This is a genomic window from Actinobaculum massiliense (assembly GCF_001457435.1).
GTDB classification, from domain to species: Bacteria; Actinomycetota; Actinomycetes; order Actinomycetales; family Actinomycetaceae; genus Actinobaculum; species Actinobaculum massiliense.
The window spans coordinates 68,664-91,158 of sequence record NZ_LN881717.1; the positions used below are offsets into that span (position 1 = coordinate 68,664).

Below are 22,495 nucleotides of genomic sequence, written 5' to 3' on the forward strand. Positions count from 1 at the left end.
TGCCGTTAGAATGAATTCCTAAGAAGGAAGGAAGATTATGGAGCGGCGTGCATCTATTGAGCGGGAAACTTCTGAGAGTTCGGTACGGGTGGAGCTGAACCTGGACGGCACGGGCCAATCAGATATCTCGACGACGGTACCGTTTTACGACCACATGCTCACCGCCCTTTCCAAGCATTCGCTTATCGATATGCGGATAGCGGCGAGCGGCGATACGGAGGTGGACACTCACCACACGGTGGAGGACACCGCTATTTGCATTGGTGCCGCAATCCGCCAGGCGCTGGGGGATAAGCGGGGAATCCGCCGTTTCGCTGATGCGACGGTTCCTCTCGATGAGGCTCTGGCCCGCGCCGTGGTGGATATTTCCGGCCGTCCCTATCTGGTGGCCGAGGGGGAGCCCGAAGCACTTGCCTACCACCGAATTGGCGGGAATTTCACCGGCTCCATGGCTCGGCATGTTTTTGAAGCAATTGCTTTTAATGCGGGAATTTGCATCCATATCGACCTTATTCGTGGCCGCGATCCGCACCATATTGTGGAGGCGGAGTTCAAGGCCCTGGCACGGGCACTGCGGGGTGCGGTCGAAATTGATCCGCGCATCGATTCCATCCCCTCGACGAAGGGAAGTCTCTAAATGGCAGAAAACATCAAGCGATTCGTTGTGTTAACACCGTTTTCTAACGCCGGGGTCGTCGCCTGCGTGTGCGCCCTGCGCCACCTCGATATGCGGGTAGTACCTACCGCCTCGGGCACGCTTATCGCTCGTGAGTTACCCGTTCCGAAGTACGACGAATGGGACATCCGCAATATCACCGGGCCAGATCCCGATGAGGAGGGAAGCGAGGATCCTTCCGATGATGCCCCCGCGGTAGCGAGCATGTTTTCGCGGCTCAGCCCCTACGGCAGCATTCTCATTGATGTAAACCTTGTTGACGACGCCGATGGATTCGACGCCGGCATTTCTGGCGCGGTGCGCGCCCGGCGTTTCCTGGGCGGAGAGGCGGGAGAGGAAATTCCATCCGGCCTCCTGCTCAATACGCTCGATCCGCTGGTGGAAAAGATGGTGCTGGCCGAAGAGCCCGATCCCGAAGGCACCATTCTCACCCGCGACATCACGCCCCAAATGCTAGAGAAATTGGCCGGGACTGCGGAAATCCGGGATTCCTCGCCGTCCGAGGAGCCTTCGCCGTCGGAACGGGAATCGTCGTCGGAGCAAGGCTCGCCGTCGGAGCGCGAATCACATGAGTAAGAAGGTCGTGATTTTAGATGCCGGCTCGGGCAATATTCGATCCGCCGCGCGCGCTCTGGAAAGAGTAGGAGCGGAGGTCGAGGTCACCACCGATGCTCGGGATCTGCTGGGGCCGAGCGGGGCGGTTTTGCCCGGGGTGGGGCACTTTGGCGCGGTGATGAACAAGCTTCGCGCCATGCGTGCCGATCGATTCATTGAGCGCCGTCTAGCCGGAGGAGCCCCGCTTCTGGGGATTTGCGTCGGCATGCAGGCCTGTTTTTCCGGCTCCGACGAAGCCCCCGAGATTGCGGGGCTTGAGCAGTTTGAGCCAAGGGTAGGAAAAATTCCTGCGACCGTTCTGCCGCATGTGGGGTGGACCCGAGTGCAGGCTGCGCCAGGGTCGCGTCTCCTAGCGGGACTTGACGGGAAGAGCTTCTACTTCACCCATTCGTACGGGGTCTTGGCCGATCCCTCCCGGGCCCGCGACCAGCACGGGGAAGCTATTGAGGTTTCTTGGGCACACTATGAGCAGCCGTTTATTGCTGCGATTGAAAATGGACCGCTGTCGGCTACGCAGTTCCATCCCGAAAAATCGGGAAACGCCGGATTGGCACTCCTGAAAAACTGGGTGGAGGGACTCTAACGGCGGCAACGTTTCGGAAAATATGTGAAAACTACTAGAAGATAAGAGAGGTTGCGATGGAAAGCTCGCTCCAGCTTCTACCCGCGGTTGACGTGGTAGGCGGCCAGGCGGTGCGCCTATCCCAAGGAAAGGCGGGCACCGAACAGGTTTACGGTTCCCCGCGCGAGGCGGTGGCAGATTTTATTCGCGACGGCGCAACCTTTATTCATCTTGTGGATTTAGATGCCGCTTTTGGCCGCGGTAGCAACGCGGAGCTCCTGGGCAGCATTATTGCGGACGCTGAGGTGCGGGTAGAGCTTTCGGGCGGAATTCGCGACGACGCCACCCTGGAGCGGGCTCTAGCCACTGGAGCGGACCGCGTTAATCTGGGAACCGCGGCCCTGGAGAATCCGGAATGGACCGCAAGAGTCATAGAAAAGTACGGATCGAAAATCGCCGTCGGGCTGGACGTGCGCGGAGAGACGCTTGCCGCGCGCGGATGGACGCAGGAGGGCGGCAACCTCTGGGAAACTCTCGAGCGCCTCGACGCGGTGGGGTGCTCGCGTTACGTGGTCACCGATGTGGCTCGCGACGGCATGCTCAACGGGCCAAATGTGGAGCTTTTGAAAAACGTGGCGAACCGCGCTCAGGCACCGATTGTTGCCTCTGGCGGGGTGAACTCCCTGGCAGATATTGCCGCCGTGCGCGAGCTAGTGCCGCGCGGCGTAGATTCGCTTATTATTGGCAAGGCTTTTTACGCTGGAAACTTCACCCTGCCTGAAGCCATTGAGGTGGCTGGCCCGCAGGCGGCTTGAAGCCGGCCAACTGCAGACTGACTAAAGCAGGCCGACGGCAGGCTGACTGAAGCCATCCGACTATAGGCAGACGGTAATCTGGCTGATGTAGCCCGACTGCTGGCTGATTTGGGCAGGCGCCGAAATGGCCTACCGCGATGTACCTCACGGGATTAGAACTCGCGCGATTACGCCTTTCCTGCTAGCATTGACGCCGACCGTCCGGCAACCGCCGGAACGCAAGTGGAGAAATTTCCCACCTGGTCGCCCGCTTTCCATGAGGAAAGATGAAGTAGATGGCTTCGGGGGTGACGGGTTTGCTTCTGCGAAGCGGATGCTTTCCGCTTCTGGCAGTCGAATTTCTCCGTGCGTATTTGTCACGTAGAGGATATAGAGGGACTGCAATTAACAACAAAGAGCCACGAGTCAATGATCGCATTCGTGTTCCCAAGGTGCGCCTTGTAGGGCCCGGCGGCGAGCAAGTCGGCGTCGTGAAGACGGAGGATGCTCTGCGCGTTGCCGTCGAGGCGAACCTCGACCTGGTTGAGGTTGCCCCGAATTCGAACCCTCCCGTTGCCAAGCTTATGGATTACGGGAAGTACAAGTACGAATCCGCCCAAAAGGAACGCGCGGCGCGGCGCAACCGTTCGAACGCGCAACTGAAGTCGATTCGTATCGGTATGAAAATCGATCAGAACGACTACAACACCAAGAAATCTCAGGCGGAGCGTTTCCTTAACGGCGGGGACAAGGTTAAGTTCGACCTTCGTTTCCGCGGCCGTGAGCAGTCGCGCCCGCAACTCGGTGTTGAGCTTCTGAACGGCTTGGCCGAGGATCTTGCCGAGGTTTCGACAGTTGAATCAGCCCCTCGTGCGGAAGGACGCAATATGTCCATGGTGCTCGCGCCCATCCGCAAGAAGACCGAAGCGAAGTCGGACCAGCGGCGTCGTCGTGAGGCTGAGCGGGAAACCCGCCGGCAGCAGGGCGCCGAGCGCGCCAAACGCCAGCAAGAAAACGCTCGCGCCAATGCCGAGGCCCGCTCGCAACAGTAGACAAACCGGAAAAACAATAAATTGCCGCTTTGGCGGCGTAAGAGGACGAATTATGCCTAAGAACAAGACCCACTCGGGTATCAAGAAGCGCGTTCGCCGCACCGGAAGCGGCAAGCTCATGCGTGAGCAGGCGAATAAGCGCCACCTGCTGGAGCACAAGCGTTCGACGCGCAAGCGTCGCCTTTCTGCGGACCAGCCGGTCGATCGTTCCAATGCGAAGCAGGTTAAGCGCCTGCTGGGCATCTAGAGGCTTTGGGGAAAAGGAGAAGTAGATGGCACGCGTCAAGCGTTCTGTTAACGCAAAGAAGAAGCGCCGCACCGTACTCGAGCGCGCATCCGGTTACCGCGGTCAGCGTTCGCGCCTTTACCGTAAGGCCAAGGAGCAGGTCACTCACTCGTTCGTATACAACTACAACGATCGTAAGAAGCGGAAGAATAACTTCCGTCGCCTGTGGATCCAGCGCATTAACGCCGCCGCGCGTGCGCAGGGCATGACCTACAACCGCTTTATGCAGGGTCTGAGCCTGGCCGAGATCGATATCGATCGCCGCCAGCTCGCCGACCTCGCTGTGAACGACGTCGAGACGTTCAACGGTCTGGTTGAGGCCGCTCGCGCCGCCCTCCCCGAGGACGTCAACGCGCCGCGCAACGCCTAGGCTTTTGGTGCACTAAGCACTAGCTCCCCGCTTCGAACTAGTTTCGGGCGGGGAGTTTTTGCTACTCGCGGGGCGCGCCGGACGGGGGAGGCGCGGCTTATGATTTTTCTATGGCACCGATTTTCTTCGCCCATCGCGGCCTCTCGGCGCAGGCCCCCGAAAACACTTTCGCGGCCTTTGAAGCCGCCCGCGCAGCTGGATTTAGCTGGTTTGAAACCGACGTCGACGCCACCCGCGACGGGGAGCTGGTGCTCTTGCACGATGCGAGCGTGGACCGAACAACCAATGGCGCGGGCCCCCTGAAAGAGCTGACCGCCGCCGAAGTTCGCGAGTTGGATGCCGGCTCCTGGTTCGCGCCAGAGTTTTCCGGAGAACGCGTCCCCACCTTGCGTGATTTCCTTCGTTTCCTGGCCGAAACCAATACACGGGCAAACGTGGAGCTGAAGCCATCAGGCGGCCGTGCGCGCAAGGCGGCGTACCTAGCGGCCGTGCTCAATGAACTCGCCGCGGCCGAGCCAGAGGAGATCCTTATTTCCTCCTTTGACCACGAATTATTGCGGGACTTTCACGAAGCTGCGGCCGAGTTTCCTATCGGCGCGCTGGTTGAAGGGGTGAATTGGCAGTTCCGGTGGCGTGAAATCATGGCTTTTACCGGCGCCAGCGCATTGCATCCGGGAGACGCGGAACTTGATCAAGACACGCTCGAACAGGTTCGCGCGGCGGGCTACGCGGTTAACGTATGGACGGTTGATGATTCGCGGCGCGCCGAAAAGCTGATCAACTGGGGCGCCACGGGAATTTTCACCAACGTGGACTTAAACCGCGCGCATCTAGCGAGCTAGCCGGCTGGCGAACCGGTCCAAGTCGCATCTGGCGAGCCTATCCAGCCAAGCCCGGATCCAGCCAAAACAAGAGCCTGCGCACCCCACGGCGAGCCGGATACACGGGCTAGCGCGTTTGCAAAAGCGGGCGTCAGGGGCGAATATGGTCGAATGGAGAAACCGCCCAGCCGCGCCCAGGTAGAGCGAGCGCGCAAACTCAGCCACGCCGAATCCCGCAAGCGATTTTTGCAGACGCTTGTTGAGGGGCCTCAGGGCGTACGCGAGCTTTTGCGCTGGCACCCGGAGATGGTTCGCGACGTCTATATCACCGCGTCAGCTCTTCAGCGCCACGGCGATATTGCTGAGCTCCTCGAGGCGGGGGAGGTGTTTTGGCATCGCACCGAGGCAGAGACCGTTGCGCACATTTCGGCGGATGCGCAAGGAATGGTTGCTGTCATAGATATTCCCACCCCTCCGAGCCTCGCGGACGCCATGCACGAAACGCCGCAGCTGATTGTGGCGACCCTCGATGTGCAAGATCCGGGAAATGTGGGCACAATTATTCGTAGCGCGGATGCGGCGGGGGCTGACTGCGTGATTCTTGGCAAAGGATCCGCCGAGATCTGGAGCCCCAAAACTGTTCGCTCCACCGCGGGCTCACTTTTCCATTTGCCCGTGCTACCTCAAATTGACATTTCTGTACTGGCGGCGGCGTGCCGGGAGCACCATATCCCCCTGCTAGCCGCGGACGGCTACGGTGAATGGGATCTCGCGGCTCTGGCGGCGCTGGCTAACGAAGCGAATATCCTCGGAACTCCAGCTCCTGAAATTGATTTGCGCGGCCCGGTGACTTGGCTTTTCGGAAACGAGGCACGCGGGTTTGCCGGTGTTGAACCAGTGTGGGACGCGTCAGTTTCTATTCCTCTATACGGGCACGCCGAGTCCCTCAACGTCGCCATGTCCGCCGCGATTCTTACTTCGACGACGGCGATGCTCCAGCGCTCGGGTAGCGCGGTCGAGCAGGAGGCTACGGGCCGGTGAGAAGAAAGCTGAGCCGGGCGGCGATTTTGGTCGGGGTAGCGGGAATCAACCACGTGGTCAAACAAACCGCGCGCCAGAACACCCCGTTCCGCCGCGCGTGGGAACACCATTTATTGACGCAGCTAGAGCGGCTCGAGCAGAAAGCGACCAGCGGGGCAGAGCTCCCCTTCATCTACGTGGCTCTGGGAGATAGCGCCGCGCAGGGATTGGGCGCGGCGCGGATTGAAGAAGGGTACGTGCCGCTGGTCGCGAGCGGGGTGGCGCAAGCCTCCGGGCGCGAGGTCGCGCTACTCAATCTATCGCTTTCGGGCGCCACCGCCGCATCCGTGCTCGCCACCCAGCTACCGCAACTTGCCGGGATGCGGATTGCCGGGCGTCCGCTGAAGCCGGACCTAGTTACTCTCGACATTGGTGGCAATGACGTCGGCGTTGCGAATCTCGAGCTCTCTCGCTTCCGAGACGTGTTCACCGAGATCACTTCATGGTTGACGACGCCGACCGTCGTCTTGGATTTACCCACTTACCGGCCTTTGCGTAAGGACGTGGTGGAGCGAGCGGCGCTTATATCGGCAACAATTCGCGGGATTGCCGGCAGCGCCGGGCTGCGCGTAGCGGAAATCGAAGCGGTTTCTCGCTCGCTTTCGGTGCCAAAATACATGTTTAACTACCATGCTCCGGACTTCTTCCATCCCAACTCGCCCTGGTATCGGGTGTGGGCCGAGGTCGTTCTTTCCCAGGTCTGCAAAGAATTTAATTGGCCCGATGTTGCTGTAGACGACCTGCCGGATTTTCCCATCGAGCGCCTCTAACACGCGCGCAGAAGTCTTTGAGTGGACAAGAGTTCTACCCGGGATTGCTTGGCCGGCAAATGCGAAGCGGGCGGATGGAAATAGAATTTCCATCCGCCCGCTTGTAGCTAGGCTAGCTTTGCGCCTTTCGGGAGAAAGCTAGTTGTTTTCGCCGTTGACCTGGTCCTTGAGGTGCTCGAAGCCTTCCTTGGCGGCGTCGCCTGCATCGGAAGCGGCATCCTTGGCCTTCTCGCCAGCGTCCTGAGCCTTGTCCTTGGCGTTCTCCTCGTGATCGTCTCCGGTTACCTTCTCGACAACTTCATCGAGCTTCTCCTTGGCGGCGTCACCGAACTCCTTGGCGCGGTCTCCGGCCTTCTGACCAAATTCCTTGGCGCGATCGACAGCTTCCTGACCAGCTTCCTTCGCGCGGTTCAAAAATTCGTTTGCCATGATTTACCTCCTCATGGATCGTCAAAACTTGAACGTCCCCAGGTTAACACGTGGAATGCATTACCGAATAAGTTTTGCGCAGTCACCACGCTTTAGGCGTACACGCACCCTCCCCGGAGACGGCCTTCGAGTACTATCCGTTGACCTTGAAAGCGCGGGACGGAATCGTCGAAACCAAATCCGCCGCGATTTCCAGTGCCACATCCATGTCCAGACGATGCTCGGCAACCAAGCGCGCCAGGTAGCCCGCATCAACGCGGCGAGCCACATCGTGGCGGGCCGGAATAGAGGCAAATGCGCGGGTGTCATCAATCATGCCGGACGTCTTATAGAACGTGCCGTAGGGGGTTACCTGCTCGCGGTAACGGGTGATGGCATCGGCGTCGTCGATAAACCACCACGGGGCGCCAACGTAAACCGAGCGGTAGTAGCCGGCAAGCGCCGCGAGCTCACGCTGGAACACATCCTGATCCATCGTGAAGGCGACCAGCTGGAAGTTCGGGTGGTTGCCGTACTCGGTCAGCATTGGCTGCAGGTTGCGGGTGTACTCCACCTTGATCGGGATATCGCCGCCTACGTCCGCGCCGTAATCGGCGAACGCCTGCTCATCGTGGTTACGGTAAACCGCCGGGTGCATGGTCATCACCAGGCCGTCCTCGGTGGCCAAACGAGCCTGATCGTTGATCATGTGGCGGCGCAGACGATCGCCGTCCTCCGGCGAAATCTTCCCGGCCAGCGCCTGGCTGTAGAGATTCTCCGCTTCGCTGTCCGAAAGACGGGCGGTACCCGGGTCGCGGTGCGAGTGGTCGGAGGAAACCGCGCCGTGCTCCTTGAAGTAGAGGCGACGCTTACGCATGGCCTCAACGTGGCCGGCATAGGTGGAAACATCCTGATCGGCCGTCTCGCCGAGCTTCTCGGTGAGCTCCTTGAAGGTGGCGCGAGCCGGCTCCAGATAAGCATCGGGGCGGAAGGTTGGGATCACGCGGCCATCCCAGCTCGGATCGTCGGCCAGCTGCTTGTGGTACTTCAGATCGTCGCACGGATCGTCGGTGGTCGCGAGGACCGCAAGGTTGAAGCGGTGGTAAAGGGAGCGGGGGAGGAACTCTTCGGTGGTGAGTGCCTCGTTGATCTGATCGTAGATCTCATCCGCGGTTTCTTCGGACGGGCGGACGCGAATGCCGAAGACGTCGTAGAACTCTGATTCAAACCAGAACTGCACGGCGGTGCCGCGGAAAACCCACCAGTTCTTGCAGAACAGGCGCCAGGCTTCACGGGACTTCTCCGGGGTCATTGGCGAACCGACCGGTACGCCGAGATCCTTTAACTCCACCCCGGCAACTGAATGCAGAATTCGGTTGGTGTAGTGATCCGGGGTGAGAAGCATGGTGGTGGGATCGGTGAAAGGCTCGTTGTCGGCCAGCCACTGGGGCGGAACATGGCCATGGGGAGAGATGATCGGATGCTTCTGCTCTTCCTCGTACAGTTCACGCGCGATCTTGCGAACCGCGGGATCTGCTGGGAAGAGGCGATCCGGATGAAGCTCTAGGGGCTTGGGTGACATATGATCCTCCTGAATTACGGGTTTTGGTCATCGGTGACCAAAATCTTCACCGTCCAGAATAGCCGTAAATGTGACCTGTCGCGCATTACATTTAGAGAAACGCCCGTTTCGCGGAGTGAAATTCAACATACTCGCCGCTTGAAAACGGTATTTTTTGCGTTAATGAACGGTGAACGGAAAGGGGGTTAACGAATCTGCGAAACGCCAAAAAGGCCCAATTTCGTTGGATAAAGACCTACGTATACTGAGAGCCGTGAGCGAGCGTGAAGATGCGCTCGGTCGTTTGCTATCCACGCGACGGATCTGAGGGGGGCTAACTTTAACCGTTGCTTTTTACATAAACTGAGTGGCGACACTCGAAGGTGGCGTTGCGCGGGCTAAGGTGCTGGCGCGGCGGCAACGGTGGCGACGGTGCATACCGGATCTGCTTTCGATTTCATTCGTTGAAAGGCGAAACTATGGTGAATGAAAATAAGGCTCTTCAGGAGGAAGTGGAACGCCTCCAAAAGGAGTATGACCAATACAAGGATTTGCGGGTTTACACCAAGAAGCCCGTAACCATGTTCCGCTCCATCGGATTTGGAACCGTGGACTTTATGGGCGGCGGATGGAACACCATCATTTCCGGCCTCCTATTGTTCTTCTTTTCGAATTACGGTGGTTTGACCGCAACGCAAGGCGCCACGATCCTTGCGGTTGCACGTATCGTTGACGCGATTACCGCGGTGTTTATTGGAACCCTGACGGACAACCTCTACCGGATGAAGGTCGGCCGTCGCTTCGGACGCCGCCACTTCTTCCTTTTGGTCGCCGGCCCGGCGATTGCGATTGTCTTCCCGTTCCTGTGGCTGACGCAGATGGGCTTCTGGTACTACCTGGTTATCTACCTCATCATTGAGATTCTCATCGCAATGATCCTGATTCCGTGGGAAACCCTTCCCACCGAGATGACCGAGGATTACACCGAGCGTACGAAGCTTTCTTCGACCCGTATGTTCCTCTCTGCTACCGGTACCTTCGCGGCCTTCTTCATTCCGGCCATCGTGCGTGGCACCGGAAATCCGAACGCCTACCTTATCACCGGTATCGTCCTCGGCATCCTCTACTTCTGCGGCGTGATGTTCACCTACTTCACCACCTGGGAGAAGGCGCTCGATCCGCAGACGATTATCGATATGGAAACCCGCCCGAAGCTTGGCTTTGCCGGATCCGTCAAGCACACCTGGAACGAGTTCGTTTCGGTGTTCAAGCTTTCCTCCTACGTCAAGCACCTGGGCGTCTACCTCTTCTCCTTCACCGGTAAGGACGTCTACGCCTCGGCGCTGACCTTCTTCGCGGTGTACGTCCTCTACCAGACTGAGTCGCAGGGTCTGTGGCTGCAGGCAGTGTCGATTATCGGCCTGCCCGTCACGGTTGCCGCTGGCTTCCTCATGGTGAAGAAGGGCCCGCGCTTCCTGTGGTCGCTCTCCTTCTCCCTCATCCTGGTAGCGCTGGCCGGCGTCGGCGCGGTTTACCTCATGAAGCCGAACAACCCGTTCGCGTGGATGCTGGTTACCGCCGTTGTCTACCAGTCGGGCCGCGCAATCCTCGAGTTCACGCCGTGGAACGTGTACCCGTTCATGCCGGACGTTGACTACGTGATGACCCGCGAACACCGCGCCGGTATTTACGCTTCGGTGATGACCTTCTTCCGTAAGCTCACCGGCGCTATCGGCACCTGGATGGTTGGTTTCATTATGGACCACACCGGATACGCCAAGCCGCTGGAGGCCGGAGAAGCCCTCAAAGCCGGATTCGCCACCGCGAACGCTGACGGTAAGCCGGATAAGGTTGATTGGGCCGGATTCATGGATAGCGTGGGAGCTCAGCCGCTCACCGATATCAACGGTTTCGATCCGTGCTCGGCCACCGCTGCCAAGTGCGAGGTTGTGCAGAGCTCCGGTGCTATTTCCGGTATCGCTTTCGTGACGATCATCCTCCCGGCGATTCTCATCGCTTGCGCGTGGGTCATCTCGCACTTCGTGTACCTCAACAAGGAAACACACGACATCCTCATGGAGGAGACCCGCCGCCTCGAAGCCGGTGGCTCCAAGGCCGATGTGACGCCCGAAGCGAAGAACGTTTTGGAGAAGCTCACCGGTCACAAGTACGAGACTCTGTGGCCTGAAGTTCCCCTCTACGCCCAGGACTAAGACCATAGTTTTACCGAATCTTCGGTAACGCACCGGTCGCACATTGGGGCCACGCAGTTAGGTGCTAGGGTGCCGGCGAGAAGCAACTGCCTCTCGCGCGAAATAGAAAATGGCGCTCAAGAGTATCTAGCCGCGTGGCCCCAAACTTATTTTCATACAAGCAGAACGAGGTGACAGCCAATGGGTGGAGATCGAGGATTCCTCTACTTCACTATCGCGTTTGGAATTATTTTGGTTCTTTGGGGCCTGTACCTGTGGCGCGATTTCTACTCGTCAAAAGCTAAGCGCAAAGGGCTTTCCATTGAAGATAAAGCCGCGGCCCTGGTACTTGGCGAAAACGAGGGGGACCAAGCCGGCATTATTGAGATTCGACGCCGCCACCCCGAACTCACCATTAATGACTGTAAAGCGATCTACTACAAGCTAGTTGAGGACCGTGCCCACGAAAAGCATCGTGCCAGAAGGCCGCTTCCGGGAACGGGAGTCTCCGAGCGCGCAAATGATGAGCGCCTGCGGCGCGAAAACCAAAAGCGCGCCCGGAAACGGGGCGAGGACTCCTAGAAACCGCTTTCTTCTTTCATCGCCAGCCAGCGCTGACGCACCGCAAATGCGTTCTGCTTTGGCTGGCGATCGCGCGTAAACATCCCCTTCTTGTTTCCTCCCACGCGCATAATCCCCGGCGCGGTCTGAAAATCGGCAAAGTTCCACATTTGCTCACCCACCACCTCGGGAATATCGTCAAAGACCCGGTGGAACATGGCAAGCATGTCCGCCTGGAATTCCTCGGACCAGGGCCGATGGTAAAAATCGCGGTATCCGGGCAGAGTGTCGGGGCCGTACTCGGTGAAAATGATGGGCTTTCCGGGCGCCACCTTAATCCACTCCGCAATTTCTTGGCGGAGGTGCGCCTCGGCGTCGTCCAAATTTCCGGTATCCACGTACCAGCCGTAGTACCGGTTGAGCATAACGACGTCGAACAAATCGATGGTCTTCTCCTTATCGGGAGTTGCTAGCATAATGTTCACGAATCCCACCGGGCGATGTTGCGGGTCAGATTCACGGGCCGCACGGGCAACGGGCTCAAAATATGCCCGCGCCTCGTCGGCGCCCGAATCCGGTTCGTTCATCACCGACCACAGCACCACGCAGGGATGGTTCTTATCGCGTTCGATGAGCTTTTCAACCTCGCGCACATTCCCTGCCCGAGTGGTGTCATTAATCGTCTCGGGGGAGAAGGTTTTGAAGGTTTTCCCTGACCCCAAGATTCCGCCCGAAACACCGGTATTAAGCCCGACGGCGGGGGTTTCATCAATCACCACGACGCCACGCTCGTCGGCGTAATCCATTACTTCTTCGGCGTAGGGATAATGCGAGGTGCGGAAGGAATTCGCGCCCTGCCATTCCATGATTTCAAAATCGCGCACCATAAGCGCATTGTTATGGCCCTTGCCAATCGTGATGTTATCTTCGTGGCGTCCGTAACCCCTGAAATAGAACGGCTTACCATTAATGAGGAACTGGGAATCCTTCACCTGGACCGTGCGCACACCGAACTTTTGGGGATAAATATCCTGATCCGCACTCACCTCGAGGGTGTAGAGGTAGCCGCGCCCGGGCTGCCACGGCGTTACATTCGGGATTCTTAGCTCGCCCGCCGCGCCTTCGCCCGCGGCGACTTCCTTCCCAGCCGCGTCTAGAACTCGCACAGAAATATGCTCCGCCCCGGGGGCGGCAGCTTCGTAGCGAACAATTCCATCCGCGCCGTCAAAGTCCGTCACCACAGTGACATCCGTTACGGCAATCAACGGGCGGGTATATAGAGAGACCGAACGGTGCAAACCGGAATAATTGTAAAAATCGTGGAAGTAGCGCTGGTGAGGCTTGCCGGCGCTGTCTGTTTCGATCCAACCCGGCGGGATCGTATCCCAGCTCAGGCGGTTATCGACCGCGACGCTCAGGAGGAACTCCGCGCCCGGATCAACGGCGTCGGTAATATCCGCTTCAAAGGGCAGGTAGCCGCCCTCGTGTTCGGCGACCTGCTGACCGTTCACCCACACCTTCGCCGCGTGGGTAGCGGACCCAAAATGAAGAATGAGGCGATTATCCGCCACAATTCGCGGCACAGTGACGCGCCGCTGGTACCACAGCAGGCCAACGTGGTCACGAAGGTCGACGTCGTTCGTGATGTCGTTGTACGACGCCGGAACCGGCATCGGGCGCCCGTCGGTAAATTCGTCCCGGTAGCGGCCTTTTTCAATCCCGTCATTTTCCTTGTCGACAGCGAAGTTCCACACGCCGTCGAGGTTGAAAACCGCCCGTGACGCCGTTTGCTTGACTCGTAACACTATTCCTCCTTCTTCTTCCCGCGGCGAGGCACACGCGCGCCGCAGGATAAACGAGAACCTCAACAGCTCAACTGTGCGCGCCAATTCCGGGAATATCCTGGGTAGACGATAGCGCGGCGCCTGGAAAAGGACGCAAGCGGGGGCGAGCAAGACGCAAGCGGGGCGCGGCCTAGGTGGGCCGTGGCTCACACCGATTTGCGAGCTTTGAGGCGGCGCGCGTTTGTTTCAGACACTAGAATTTACGTGTTCAGCGAGAAAGAAAGGCACGTATGTCTGAGACACTCAGTCCCCTCGACGAGGCGGGAGTTGCCGCCGCCGTCGATGCGGCACAGGAGGCATTCGAGCGGGCAGCAACTCTCGACGAGTTGAAGGCTGCTCGCTTGGCGCACAGCGGCGATGATGCTCCCATCACCAAGGCAAACCAGCAGATTCGTAACCTCTCCAAGGAAGAAAAGCCGAGCGCTGGAAGGCGAATGGGCGCGGCCCGCAAGGCAATTCAGGCGGCCTTGGCGAAGGCCACCGAGCGGCTGGAAAGCGCTGCCGAAGAGCAGGCGCTGGCGAGCGAAACGGTGGACGTTACCCTCCCGACGCGGCGGGCGCCGCAGGGAGCGCGCCACCCGCTCACGGTTCTGGAAGAGGACATTTCGGACTTCTTCGTTTCCATGGGTTGGGAGATTGCCGAAGGCCCCGAGGTTGAACACGAGTGGTTCAACTTTGACTCGCTGAACTTTGGTCCCGACCACCCGGCCCGGCAAATGCAGGATTCCTTCTACGTCGAAGGAGTTGAGTGCGCGGCGGGTAGCGATGCGGGTGCAGAAGGCGCGGCGAACTCCAACGCCGGGAGCGTTACGCCGCAACCTGGCCTCATGCTTCGCACCCACACCTCGCCGGTGCAGTCGCATTCGCTTTTGCGCCGCGGTGCGCCGCTCTATATTGCTTGCCCGGGCAAGGTGTTCCGCACCGATGCTCTGGATGCAACGCACACCCCGGTATTCCATCAGGTGGAGGGTCTGGCGGTTGATCGCGGGCTGACCATGGCGGATCTGAAGGGCATGCTCGATCATTTCGCGCGCACCATGTTCGGGCCCGATGCCCGCACCCGTTTGCGCCCCAGCTTCTTCCCGTTCACCGAGCCGAGCGCGGAGATGGACCTGTGGTTCCCGCAGAAGAAGGACGGCCCGGGCTGGATTGAATGGGGTGGATGCGGAATGGTCAACCCCGAGGTGCTCCGCAACAACGGCATCGACCCGGATGAATACACCGGATTTGCGTTCGGTATGGGCATTGAGCGCACGCTCATGCTCCGTAACTCCATTGCAGATATGCGAGACATGGTGGAAGGCGACGTCCGCTTCTCGCTTCAGTTCGGAACCACCGGGAGGGGTAACTAATGCCGCTTATTCCAATTGATTGGCTATCGCAACACGTAGAAACCCCCGCGGACCTTACCCCGGCGCAGCTGGCGAAGGACCTGGTGAAGGTGGGCCTGGAAGAGGAAGAAATCCATCCCGGCCCGGTGCAGGGACCCGTCGTCGTCGGGAAAGTGCTGACCCGCGAGGCGAAGGAACAGTCCAACGGCAAGGTGATCAACTACTGCCGCGTGGATGTGGGCGCGCACAATGACGCGCCGGGCGAGGGCAAGGAGCCTTCCGAGCTTCCCAGCCGCGGAATTATTTGCGGCGCGCACAATTTCGATGCGGGCGATTACGTGGTCGTTTCGCTTCCCGGGGCGGTGCTTCCGGGCGGATTCGCCATTGCGGCCCGCAAAACATACGGCCACACCTCAGACGGAATGATTTGCTCCGCCGCGGAGCTGGGGATTCCGGGGGATGCCTCGGGGATTATTGTGCTCGCGAGTAGCGACGCCGAAGCGCAGGAAGCCGGGCTTCCCGCGGTTGGTGAAAATGTACTCGGCTACCTGGGCGTTCCGGGCGAAACTCTGGAAATCAACATCACTCCCGATCGCGGCTACTGTTTCTCCATGCGCGGAGTGGCGCGCGAATATCACCACTCCACCGGAGCGGCGTTCACTGATCCGGGCTTGCCGGAAAACCTGCCGCAAGCGCTGCCGGAAACCGATAACTCTCGCGCTTTCCCGATCGAACTGGACGATTCCGCGCCAATTCACGGAGTTCCGGGATGCCGGCGCTACGTAGAGCGAATCGTGCGCGGGGTGGATCCCACCGCGCCGTCCCCGAAGTGGATGGCGCAGCGGCTCACCGAGGCGGGCATGCGGCCAATTTCTCTGGCCGTGGACGCGACGAACTACGTGATGCTCGATCTTGGCCAGCCCATGCACGCCTATGATCTGGACAAATTGGTGGCTCCGATCGTGGTGCGCCGCGCAGTTGGGGGTGAGCGCCTGGTGACGCTCGACGGTGTTGACCGCGAACTGGATCCGGAGGATTTGCTGATTACGGATTCGCAAAGCGGTCATGGCGAGCGCATTATTGGCCTGGCCGGCGTCATGGGTGGCGCTTCCACTGAAATTACCGAGCACACGGAGAACGTGCTGGTTGAAGCTGGCGTTTTCGAGCCGGTGACGATTTCTCGCACCGCCCGCCGTCACCGCCTCCCCTCCGAGGCGTCCAAGCGTTTTGAGCGCGGGGTGGACCCGGCAATTGCCGCGGTTGCCGTGCAGCGCGTGGTAGACATTCTGGTGGAGTACGGCGGGGGAGTTGCCGACGAAGTAATGGGCGATTTCGGCGAGGTCGCGCTGCTTGAACCCGCGCGCTTCCCGGTTTCGGAAGTGGCGCGCCTGCTGGGCATTGAGGTCCCGGTGGGGCGCGTGCGCGCGATCCTGGAAGACATCGGTTGCACGGTGAAAGATATTTCCGACGACCCCGTAGCTGGGCAAGATCCAGCCCGCGCCGTCTTCTCGGTAACCCCTCCCACCTGGCGTTCGGATCTCGAGGGCCCGGCGCACTACGTGGAGGAAGTTGCCCGCCTGGTTGGCTACGACGAAATCCCGAGCAAGGTTCCCACCGCGCCGGCGGGTACCGGGCTGACCGGTCCGCAGCGCCAGCGCCGGGACTTCTCTCGGGCACTGGCTGAGTCCGGCTGGGTGCAGGTTCTCAGCTACCCGTTCGTTGCCCAGGCAACTTTTGATGCCGAGGGTCTGGAGGATTCCGATCCGCGGCGGGTGGCGATCCGCCTCAAGAATCCGCTCCAGGACGAAAAGCCGCTCTTGCGTACCTCGATTCTCGATTCACTTCTGGACGTTGCGGCCCTGAACGTGCGCCGCGGCAATCCGACGGTGGCAATCTTCGAAACCGGGCACGTGGTTCGCCCCGAGGGCATCACCCCGGCCGAGATCCCTTCCGCTGGGGCGCGCCCGAGTGAAGAGCAAATCGCCGCCCTGCACGCCGCTATTCCTCACCAGCCGCATCACGTGGCGGGTGTGGCATGCGGCCAGGTGACCCTCGAGCAGGCCGGTTTTACTCCGGTGGTATGGGATTGGCGCGACGCAATTGAAGCCGCAAAGCAGGTGGTGGAGGTGACCGCACGCCCAAGCGTGCGCGCGGCCAAGCACGCCCCCTGGCACCCGGGCCGTTGCGCGGAAATTCTAGTGGGCGAAACCGTTGTTGGTTATGCCGGCGAGCTCGCCCCCGCGGTGTGTAAGGCTTTCGATCTTCCACGCGGAAGCGTGGCCTTCGAGGTGAACACCGATGGGCTTTATGCGGCGTCGCCGCGGGAGCCCATGGAAGTGGAGCCGGTTCTGACGAATCCTGCCGCCAAGGAAGACCTCGCTTTTGTGGTTGATGATTCCGTGGTTGCACAGGACGTTGCCGAGGTTATTGCACAGGCCGGCGGTGAGGCGTTGGAGACCGTGCGTATTTTCGACGTCTACACTGGCGATCAGATTCCCGAGGGTAAGAAATCGCTTGCTTTCGCGCTGAGCTTCCGCGCTGACCACACCTTGAAGGCGGACGAGGTGGCCGGTCTGCGTAAGAAGATCACCAAGGCCGCGACGAAGAAATTCGGCGCGGAGCTAAGGGCGTAAATGCGCTCAGAGCACGATTACATCCTGGAAAGTACCGGGGTGATCCCCGCGGTCACCCCGGTAGAAGAACACCACTCGGCGAGCCGGGTGCTTATTACCGGGGCGTCGCGCGGAATTGGCCGCGCCATAGCCATTGGTTTGGCGCGGCCGGGCCGCACCCTGGTGCTCGTCGCCTCGAAGATTTCTCGCCTGGAGGGTACCGCCACCGAATGTGAGATTCGGGGGAGCGACGTCGTTACCCTGGGGTGCGATTTCTCCAAAGAGAAGTCGATCCGGGAGATGACGTCGATTCTTCGCGGTAGCCCCGCCCCGGATATGGTGGTGAACGCCGCCGGAGTTTTCGGGGAAGAAACCGCGCCGTGGGAAGCAACTCCGGAAGATTTCGAGCGCACGCTCAAGGTGAATCTTTTGGCGCCGTTCCATATTCAGCGAGCGGTAGTGCCGCGAATGCTGGAGGCCGGCGGCGGGCGCATCCTTGATCTTTCTAGCGGGGCCGCTATCAAGGACTCGCCGGATGCTTCCGCCTACTACGTATCGAAAACCGCACTTTTGCGGCTGGCTGGTTGCCTGCACGAGGCCGGTTACGAGCGCGGCCTGCGGGTGCTATCGCTGGCGCCGGGCGTGGTCAAAACTGATATGACCGCGGCGATGAAAGCGCATGAGGGACGCACCGAATGGACCCCGGTAGAGCGCTCGGTGGAGATCGCCCAAGCCTTTGCCGCCGGCGACTTGGACGGCCTCGCCGGAACCCAGGTGCGCGCCGGCACGGATAGCCTCGAAGATCTTCTCACTCGCTCCGCCCGCGTGGAGGCTTCCCAGGAAGACGCTAATTTCCAGTCAAAGCGGCTCCGCCTCACTGACTGGTAAACGCGGCATCGCAATTCGCGATACGTTCTTTCCGCTATGTCGGATGGTATCGACAAGACGACCGTAGGAAATCCAAAGGAGGGAGGGCTACCTGATGACCAGGTAGCCCTCCCTCCTAAATTTTGCAAAGGCATTCTCCGCTTCGCGGGCGCCGTCTGCCCTGCGGCAAGGCGACGCGCGGGCGCTAGTGGCGGTTCTTGCCGAAGCCGCGACGATTGCCCCGGCCGGAATTGCCGAACTTGCCCCGCTCGGAGCCGAAGTTTCCGCCCTTGCGCCCGCCGCGGCGGTAGCCATCACCTTGGCGATGCCCCTCAGAGCGGCGCTGGCCGTACTTCTTGCCGCGCCGATCCGCTCCAGCGTGCGGGCCGGTATCCTCGGAAATCTTGAGCTGGCGTCCGGAAACCGTGGCCTCGGAAATCCGCCGGCGCGCTTCCGGAGACAGCGGCACTCCGATCTCCACCAAGGAGAAAGTGGGGTAAATATCGATATGGCCGAGGTCAGATCCGGAAAGCCCGCCTTCACCGGTCAGAGCGCCCACAATTGCACCCGGCTTCACGCGATCCTTATGGCCCACCTCCACGCGGTAGCGCACCGCGTTGGGCAAGCTCTTGGCGTTCTTGTTCTTCCGCTTCTTCTTGTGGAAATCGTCGGAATCGTCATGGAGATTATCCGGTGCATCATCCGCAGATGGCCCCGGATCACGCACGCCCAGCGCAAGCAGAGCCAGGAGCAAATCCTCGCGGGTCATGGCCGGCTTCTGCTCAGCGTTCGCTCCCGCGTCAGCCGTCTCGCCTTCGTGGGCCCCGGTGGTAGCGGAGCCATCTGCTGATTCGGTTACATTCTTTTCCCCGAGCAATGCGCCATCAAGGGACGCGGTGGCCGGATCAGGGTTTTCCGCGGCTGTCCCGGAAGAATCTGCAACCGTTGTAGAATTGGTGTGCGCGGAATTTACGGCGTCGAAAGCCTCCAAAACCTCGCGATATACGCCCAGACGGCCGGCCTCAAACCGCACCCGGGCATTTTCCACGAGCTTCTGCGCGCGCTGCTTGGACACCTGCGCGGCGGTCGGAAGATCGATTTCCTCCATATCGGACTTGGTCTGCTTGGCGATTCGGCGTAGGCGCGGAAGCTCTTTCGCTGTCACGAACGTGAGCGAGCGGCCCGAGCGCCCCGCGCGGCCGGTGCGGCCGATGCGATGCACGTAGGTATCGGCCTCGCGCGGAACGTCAAAGTTCACCACCAGGCCAATGCGCTCTACGTCCAGGCCGCGGGCTGCCACATCGGTAGCCACCAAAACGTCGAGAGTTCCGTCGCGCAGGCGCTCAACCAGGCGTTCGCGATCCTTTTGCGCCACGTCGCCCGAAAGCGCAGAGGTCGCAACTCCGCGGGTACCCAGCTCAATAGCCAAATCTTCGGCCGTCGCGCGGGTGCGAACAAAGACCAGGGCGGCATCCGCCTCGGAAACCGCGAGGACGCGAGCAAGCGCGTTCACCTTGTGGCGCGAGCGCACCACCGCGTATTGCTGAGTCACCGTGTCTACCGTGGATGCCGGGGGAGTAACGGTCACTTCCAGTGGATCATGCAAATGCGTTTCCGCCACGCGGCGAATGGCCTTCGGCATGGTGGCCGAGAACAGCGCCGAAACGCGCTCCTCGGGCAGGCCGGAGGCAATCTTTTCGACGTCGTCGGCGAAGCCCATGCGAAGCATCTCGTCGGCTTCATCCAAAACGAAGTAGTGCACGTGGTCGAGCTTCAGCGCTCCGCGATCCATAAGGTCCATAATGCGGCCCGGGGTACCAACCACAACCTGGACGCCGCGCTCAAGCGCGCGCAACTGCGGAGGGTAGGGCGAGCCGCCGTAGACGGCGAGCACCTCAATACCCGCGCGGCCGGCCGCGAAAGACTCAATCGCATCCGCGCCCTGCATAGCAAGCTCGCGGGTGGGCGCCAAAACCAGCGCCTGGACCGTCTTCTGTTCGGGATCAATGCGAGAAACGAGGGGAAGGCCGAAAGCGGCCGTCTTACCGGTGCCGGTCTGAGCAACGCCCACCACGTCCCGGCCCGAGAGCAGAGCGGGAATCGTCTGCTGCTGGATTGGAGAAGGAGTTTCGTAGCCCAGTTCGGCTACGGTATGCAAGATTGAATCCTCAAGGCCGAGAGCCGCAAAAGCACTAGCGGCGGCGTCGTCGGAAACAAGAATTTCAGGCACGGAAGTATCAGTATCGAAAGTCAAAGGAATCCGTTCTTAATTGCGCGCACCTCGTGCGCTTCGTGGAGACCTATCCGGCCTCGTGGCGATGTGTCGCCAATAAACAGTGTAATACGGGCGCGCGGTGGCGCGCGGGTTTAGCGGCGCGGTTCACGGCGCCGCAAGCGATCGCGGAACCGGGCGGCGCGCCGCTCGTTAGCGTGGCGGTCCAGGAAGGGCACGCGCGGCGCTTCCGTTTGCGGGTCGGAATCGGCGTTTTCAAAGCGAGTAGCCGCATTCGAACCCTCTCGCGGCTGGACGCGACGAGCGGTGAAAATGCTCAGCGCCACGCAAGCGGCCATAATGGCGAAACCTACGAAAAGTCCGGTGCTAATGGGTGGGGAGATAAGCGAGTACACGATGCCGATAATGGCGGCTCCGAGCGCGCCGCCCATGGTGTCTGCGATTTGCAAGGAACTGGAGGCGCGGCCCTGGTTTTCCAGGGAGGAGATAGCCAGGGCGTGGACCGTCAGTGCCGGGTAGGCCGCGCCGATACCCAAGCCGGTGACGAACCAGCCCGCGATGACAACCAAGCCGGAAACCGATTCCAGACATCCAATAACCACCGCGAGCAGACCCACAAAACCTATAGCGGTACCGAGGAACGGCAGTTGCGCGCGCTTTTCGTGGTCGCGTACCCGCCCGGAGATCCATGAGCCCACCGCCCAGGTAATCGAGCCCACCGAAAGAATCAGGCCCGCTTCGGTGGGGCTCCAGCCGTGCACTTCCTGCAGCTGTAGCGGCAAGAACATTTCGATGGAAACGAAGGCGCCGTTAATGAACATTCGGGTGAGGACGGTTGACGGCAGCCCGCGGCGAGCGAGGAAAGTTCCGCCCGGAAGCAGAGGGGTTACGAAGACGAAAGTGGTGGCGGTGGCGATCGCAATCGTGACAAAAACCGTCCAGGTGAAGGCGCCGCTTTCGGTTCCGGAAACCACCTGCAGGGTCGCGATTCCGATGCCTGCCAGGCACGATGGCGCCGCGGTGCGGCCGAGCCGTAACTTGGCGTGCTCGCGCTCAATATCCGGCACCGACTGCATCCCGCGAATGAAAATAGGCAGAACGATCACGGTGAGAATCGGCGCAATGGCGAAGACCAGGCGCCAGGAAAAATGCTCAACAATGAAGCCGGCGAGCACCGGGCCGAAAAGCGAGGGCAGTACCCACGCGGCGGCGAAGGCAGTGAAGAAGCTGGGCTGGCGCTCTGGCTCCACAGTATTGCCGACCATGGTGTAAAGCGGCACTAGGGTGAGGCCGGCTCCCAGGCCCTCGATGGCGCGACCAATCACGAAGATGTGCATATTTGGCGCCAAGGTGCACAGCGTCAGGGCGATGGTGATGAGGAAAACGCCGGTGTACAGGCAGGAATGGGGGCCTTTGGTATCGGACCACGGCCCGGCTATCGCCGTCGTCATCAGCTGGGTCGCTAGCACCACGCCCATCGCCAGAGCGTACAGATTCTGGCCGTCGAGATCCTTGGCGATGGTGGGCATCGCCGTTGTCACCGCCATGGTTTCGAAGGCAACGATGGTGATATACCCCACCGAAAGAATCTTGAAAAGACGTTCCGTTGCGCGGTCCATGATTATCTTTTTTGCCACGGCTCATCCTCCCTACCGGTTGCATACACATTGAAAATACCCGCGAAATATCGCGGGTCGTCATTGAATCGGCTTTCCCGCGCAGACTTCTGGCCCAAAGGGCCCTTGAAATGCGGGCACATCCCCTAGTCTCCCAGGATAGGGCGAGAAAAGAAAACCCCTCTACCTTTTCCGCTGAAGTGCGTTTCGGCACTCTTTGATTGGTGCGCGTTTGGTGTGGAGT

General features: G+C 60.3%; 20 protein-coding genes. 15 read left to right on the plus strand and 5 right to left on the minus strand.

The features are described from left to right. Nucleotides 1–37: 37 nt before the first annotated feature. The 10 genes from hisB to BN2664_RS02325 all read left to right on the plus strand — a co-directional run bounded on the left by hisB (nt 38) and on the right by BN2664_RS02325 (nt 7,026). Nucleotides 38–637 (plus strand): imidazoleglycerol-phosphate dehydratase HisB, encoded by a 600-nt coding sequence (hisB, locus tag BN2664_RS02280; protein ID WP_007001839.1) that lies wholly within the window; start codon nt 38–40, stop codon nt 635–637. Further along, entirely contained in the window at nt 638–1,252 is a 615-nt protein-coding gene (locus BN2664_RS02285; protein ID WP_007001838.1) for a hypothetical protein, read from the plus strand. Beyond that, on the plus strand, nt 1,245–1,874 hold the full coding sequence (hisH, locus tag BN2664_RS02290; RefSeq protein WP_007001837.1) for an imidazole glycerol phosphate synthase subunit HisH: 630 nt from the start codon (nt 1,245–1,247) through the stop codon (nt 1,872–1,874). The genes BN2664_RS02285 and hisH overlap by 8 nt, the downstream gene beginning before the upstream one ends. A 56-nt stretch (nt 1,875–1,930) precedes the next feature. Then, nucleotides 1,931–2,668, plus strand: coding sequence for a bifunctional 1-(5-phosphoribosyl)-5-((5-phosphoribosylamino)methylideneamino)imidazole-4-carboxamide isomerase/phosphoribosylanthranilate isomerase PriA (gene priA, locus BN2664_RS02295; protein WP_007001836.1), 738 nt, complete (start codon nt 1,931–1,933; stop codon nt 2,666–2,668). Between the two features lie 353 nt (nt 2,669–3,021). After that, the gene (gene infC, locus BN2664_RS02300) at nt 3,022–3,699 is read left to right on the plus strand and encodes a translation initiation factor IF-3 (RefSeq protein ID WP_269431463.1); all 678 of its coding nucleotides are present in this window, start codon (nt 3,022–3,024) and stop codon (nt 3,697–3,699) included. A 52-nt stretch (nt 3,700–3,751) separates the two neighbouring features. Further along, a complete protein-coding gene (rpmI, locus tag BN2664_RS02305; RefSeq protein ID WP_007001834.1) occupies nt 3,752–3,946 on the plus strand; it encodes a 50S ribosomal protein L35 in 195 nt (64 codons plus the stop codon). A gap of 25 nt (nt 3,947–3,971) precedes the next feature. After that, a complete protein-coding gene (gene rplT / locus BN2664_RS02310) occupies nt 3,972–4,355 on the plus strand; it encodes a 50S ribosomal protein L20 (protein ID WP_007001833.1) in 384 nt (127 codons plus the stop codon). A gap of 110 nt (nt 4,356–4,465) precedes the next feature. Further along, nucleotides 4,466–5,197 carry a glycerophosphodiester phosphodiesterase family protein gene (locus tag BN2664_RS02315; RefSeq protein WP_007001832.1) on the plus strand — a complete coding sequence of 244 codons (732 nt, stop codon included), beginning with the start codon at nt 4,466–4,468 and terminating at the stop codon, nt 5,195–5,197. A gap of 150 nt (nt 5,198–5,347) precedes the next feature. Beyond that, a complete protein-coding gene (locus BN2664_RS02320; protein WP_007001831.1) occupies nt 5,348–6,217 on the plus strand; it encodes a TrmH family RNA methyltransferase in 870 nt (289 codons plus the stop codon). Continuing rightward, nucleotides 6,214–7,026, plus strand: coding sequence for an SGNH/GDSL hydrolase family protein (locus BN2664_RS02325; RefSeq protein WP_007001830.1), 813 nt, complete (start codon nt 6,214–6,216; stop codon nt 7,024–7,026). The genes BN2664_RS02320 and BN2664_RS02325 overlap by 4 nt, the downstream gene beginning before the upstream one ends. A gap of 138 nt (nt 7,027–7,164) precedes the next feature. On the opposite strand, the gene BN2664_RS02330 is transcribed toward BN2664_RS02325, so the two are convergent. Next, entirely contained in the window at nt 7,165–7,455 is a 291-nt protein-coding gene (locus BN2664_RS02330) for a hypothetical protein (RefSeq protein WP_007001829.1), read from the minus strand. A gap of 133 nt (nt 7,456–7,588) precedes the next feature. Then, on the minus strand, nt 7,589–9,016 hold the full coding sequence (gene uxaC / locus BN2664_RS02335) for a glucuronate isomerase (RefSeq protein ID WP_007001828.1): 1,428 nt from the start codon (nt 9,014–9,016) through the stop codon (nt 7,589–7,591). Nucleotides 9,017–9,474: 458 nt separating this feature from the next. Between uxaC and BN2664_RS02340 the strand changes: the two genes are divergently transcribed. Continuing rightward, a complete protein-coding gene (locus BN2664_RS02340) occupies nt 9,475–11,208 on the plus strand; it encodes an MFS transporter (protein ID WP_007001827.1) in 1,734 nt (577 codons plus the stop codon). 180 nt (nt 11,209–11,388) lie between these two features. Further along, the gene (locus tag BN2664_RS02345; RefSeq protein WP_007001826.1) at nt 11,389–11,769 is read left to right on the plus strand and encodes a hypothetical protein; all 381 of its coding nucleotides are present in this window, start codon (nt 11,389–11,391) and stop codon (nt 11,767–11,769) included. On the opposite strand, the gene uidA is transcribed toward BN2664_RS02345, so the two are convergent. Then, entirely contained in the window at nt 11,766–13,553 is a 1,788-nt protein-coding gene (gene uidA, locus BN2664_RS02350) for a beta-glucuronidase (protein WP_007001825.1), read from the minus strand. The two genes, BN2664_RS02345 and uidA, sit on opposite strands and share 4 nt — an antisense overlap. Nucleotides 13,554–13,822: 269 nt before the next feature. Here uidA and pheS point away from each other — a divergent pair, with 269 nt between their 5' ends. The 3 genes from pheS to BN2664_RS02365 are packed head-to-tail and all read left to right on the plus strand — an operon-like array spanning nt 13,823 to nt 18,423. Continuing rightward, the gene (gene pheS, locus BN2664_RS02355; RefSeq protein ID WP_007001824.1) at nt 13,823–14,944 is read left to right on the plus strand and encodes a phenylalanine--tRNA ligase subunit alpha; all 1,122 of its coding nucleotides are present in this window, start codon (nt 13,823–13,825) and stop codon (nt 14,942–14,944) included. Continuing rightward, entirely contained in the window at nt 14,944–17,556 is a 2,613-nt protein-coding gene (gene pheT / locus BN2664_RS02360) for a phenylalanine--tRNA ligase subunit beta (RefSeq protein WP_007001823.1), read from the plus strand. The genes pheS and pheT overlap by 1 nt, the downstream gene beginning before the upstream one ends. Continuing rightward, nucleotides 17,557–18,423 (plus strand): SDR family NAD(P)-dependent oxidoreductase, encoded by an 867-nt coding sequence (locus BN2664_RS02365; protein ID WP_007001822.1) that lies wholly within the window; start codon nt 17,557–17,559, stop codon nt 18,421–18,423. It abuts the gene before it with no gap. A gap of 184 nt (nt 18,424–18,607) precedes the next feature. Here BN2664_RS02365 and BN2664_RS02370 read toward each other — a convergent pair whose 3' ends face one another. Continuing rightward, entirely contained in the window at nt 18,608–20,632 is a 2,025-nt protein-coding gene (locus BN2664_RS02370; RefSeq protein WP_197408638.1) for a DEAD/DEAH box helicase, read from the minus strand. A 137-nt stretch (nt 20,633–20,769) separates the two neighbouring features. Further along, a complete protein-coding gene (locus BN2664_RS02375) occupies nt 20,770–22,272 on the minus strand; it encodes an MFS transporter (RefSeq protein WP_007001820.1) in 1,503 nt (500 codons plus the stop codon). Nucleotides 22,273–22,495: the final 223 nt, after the last annotated feature.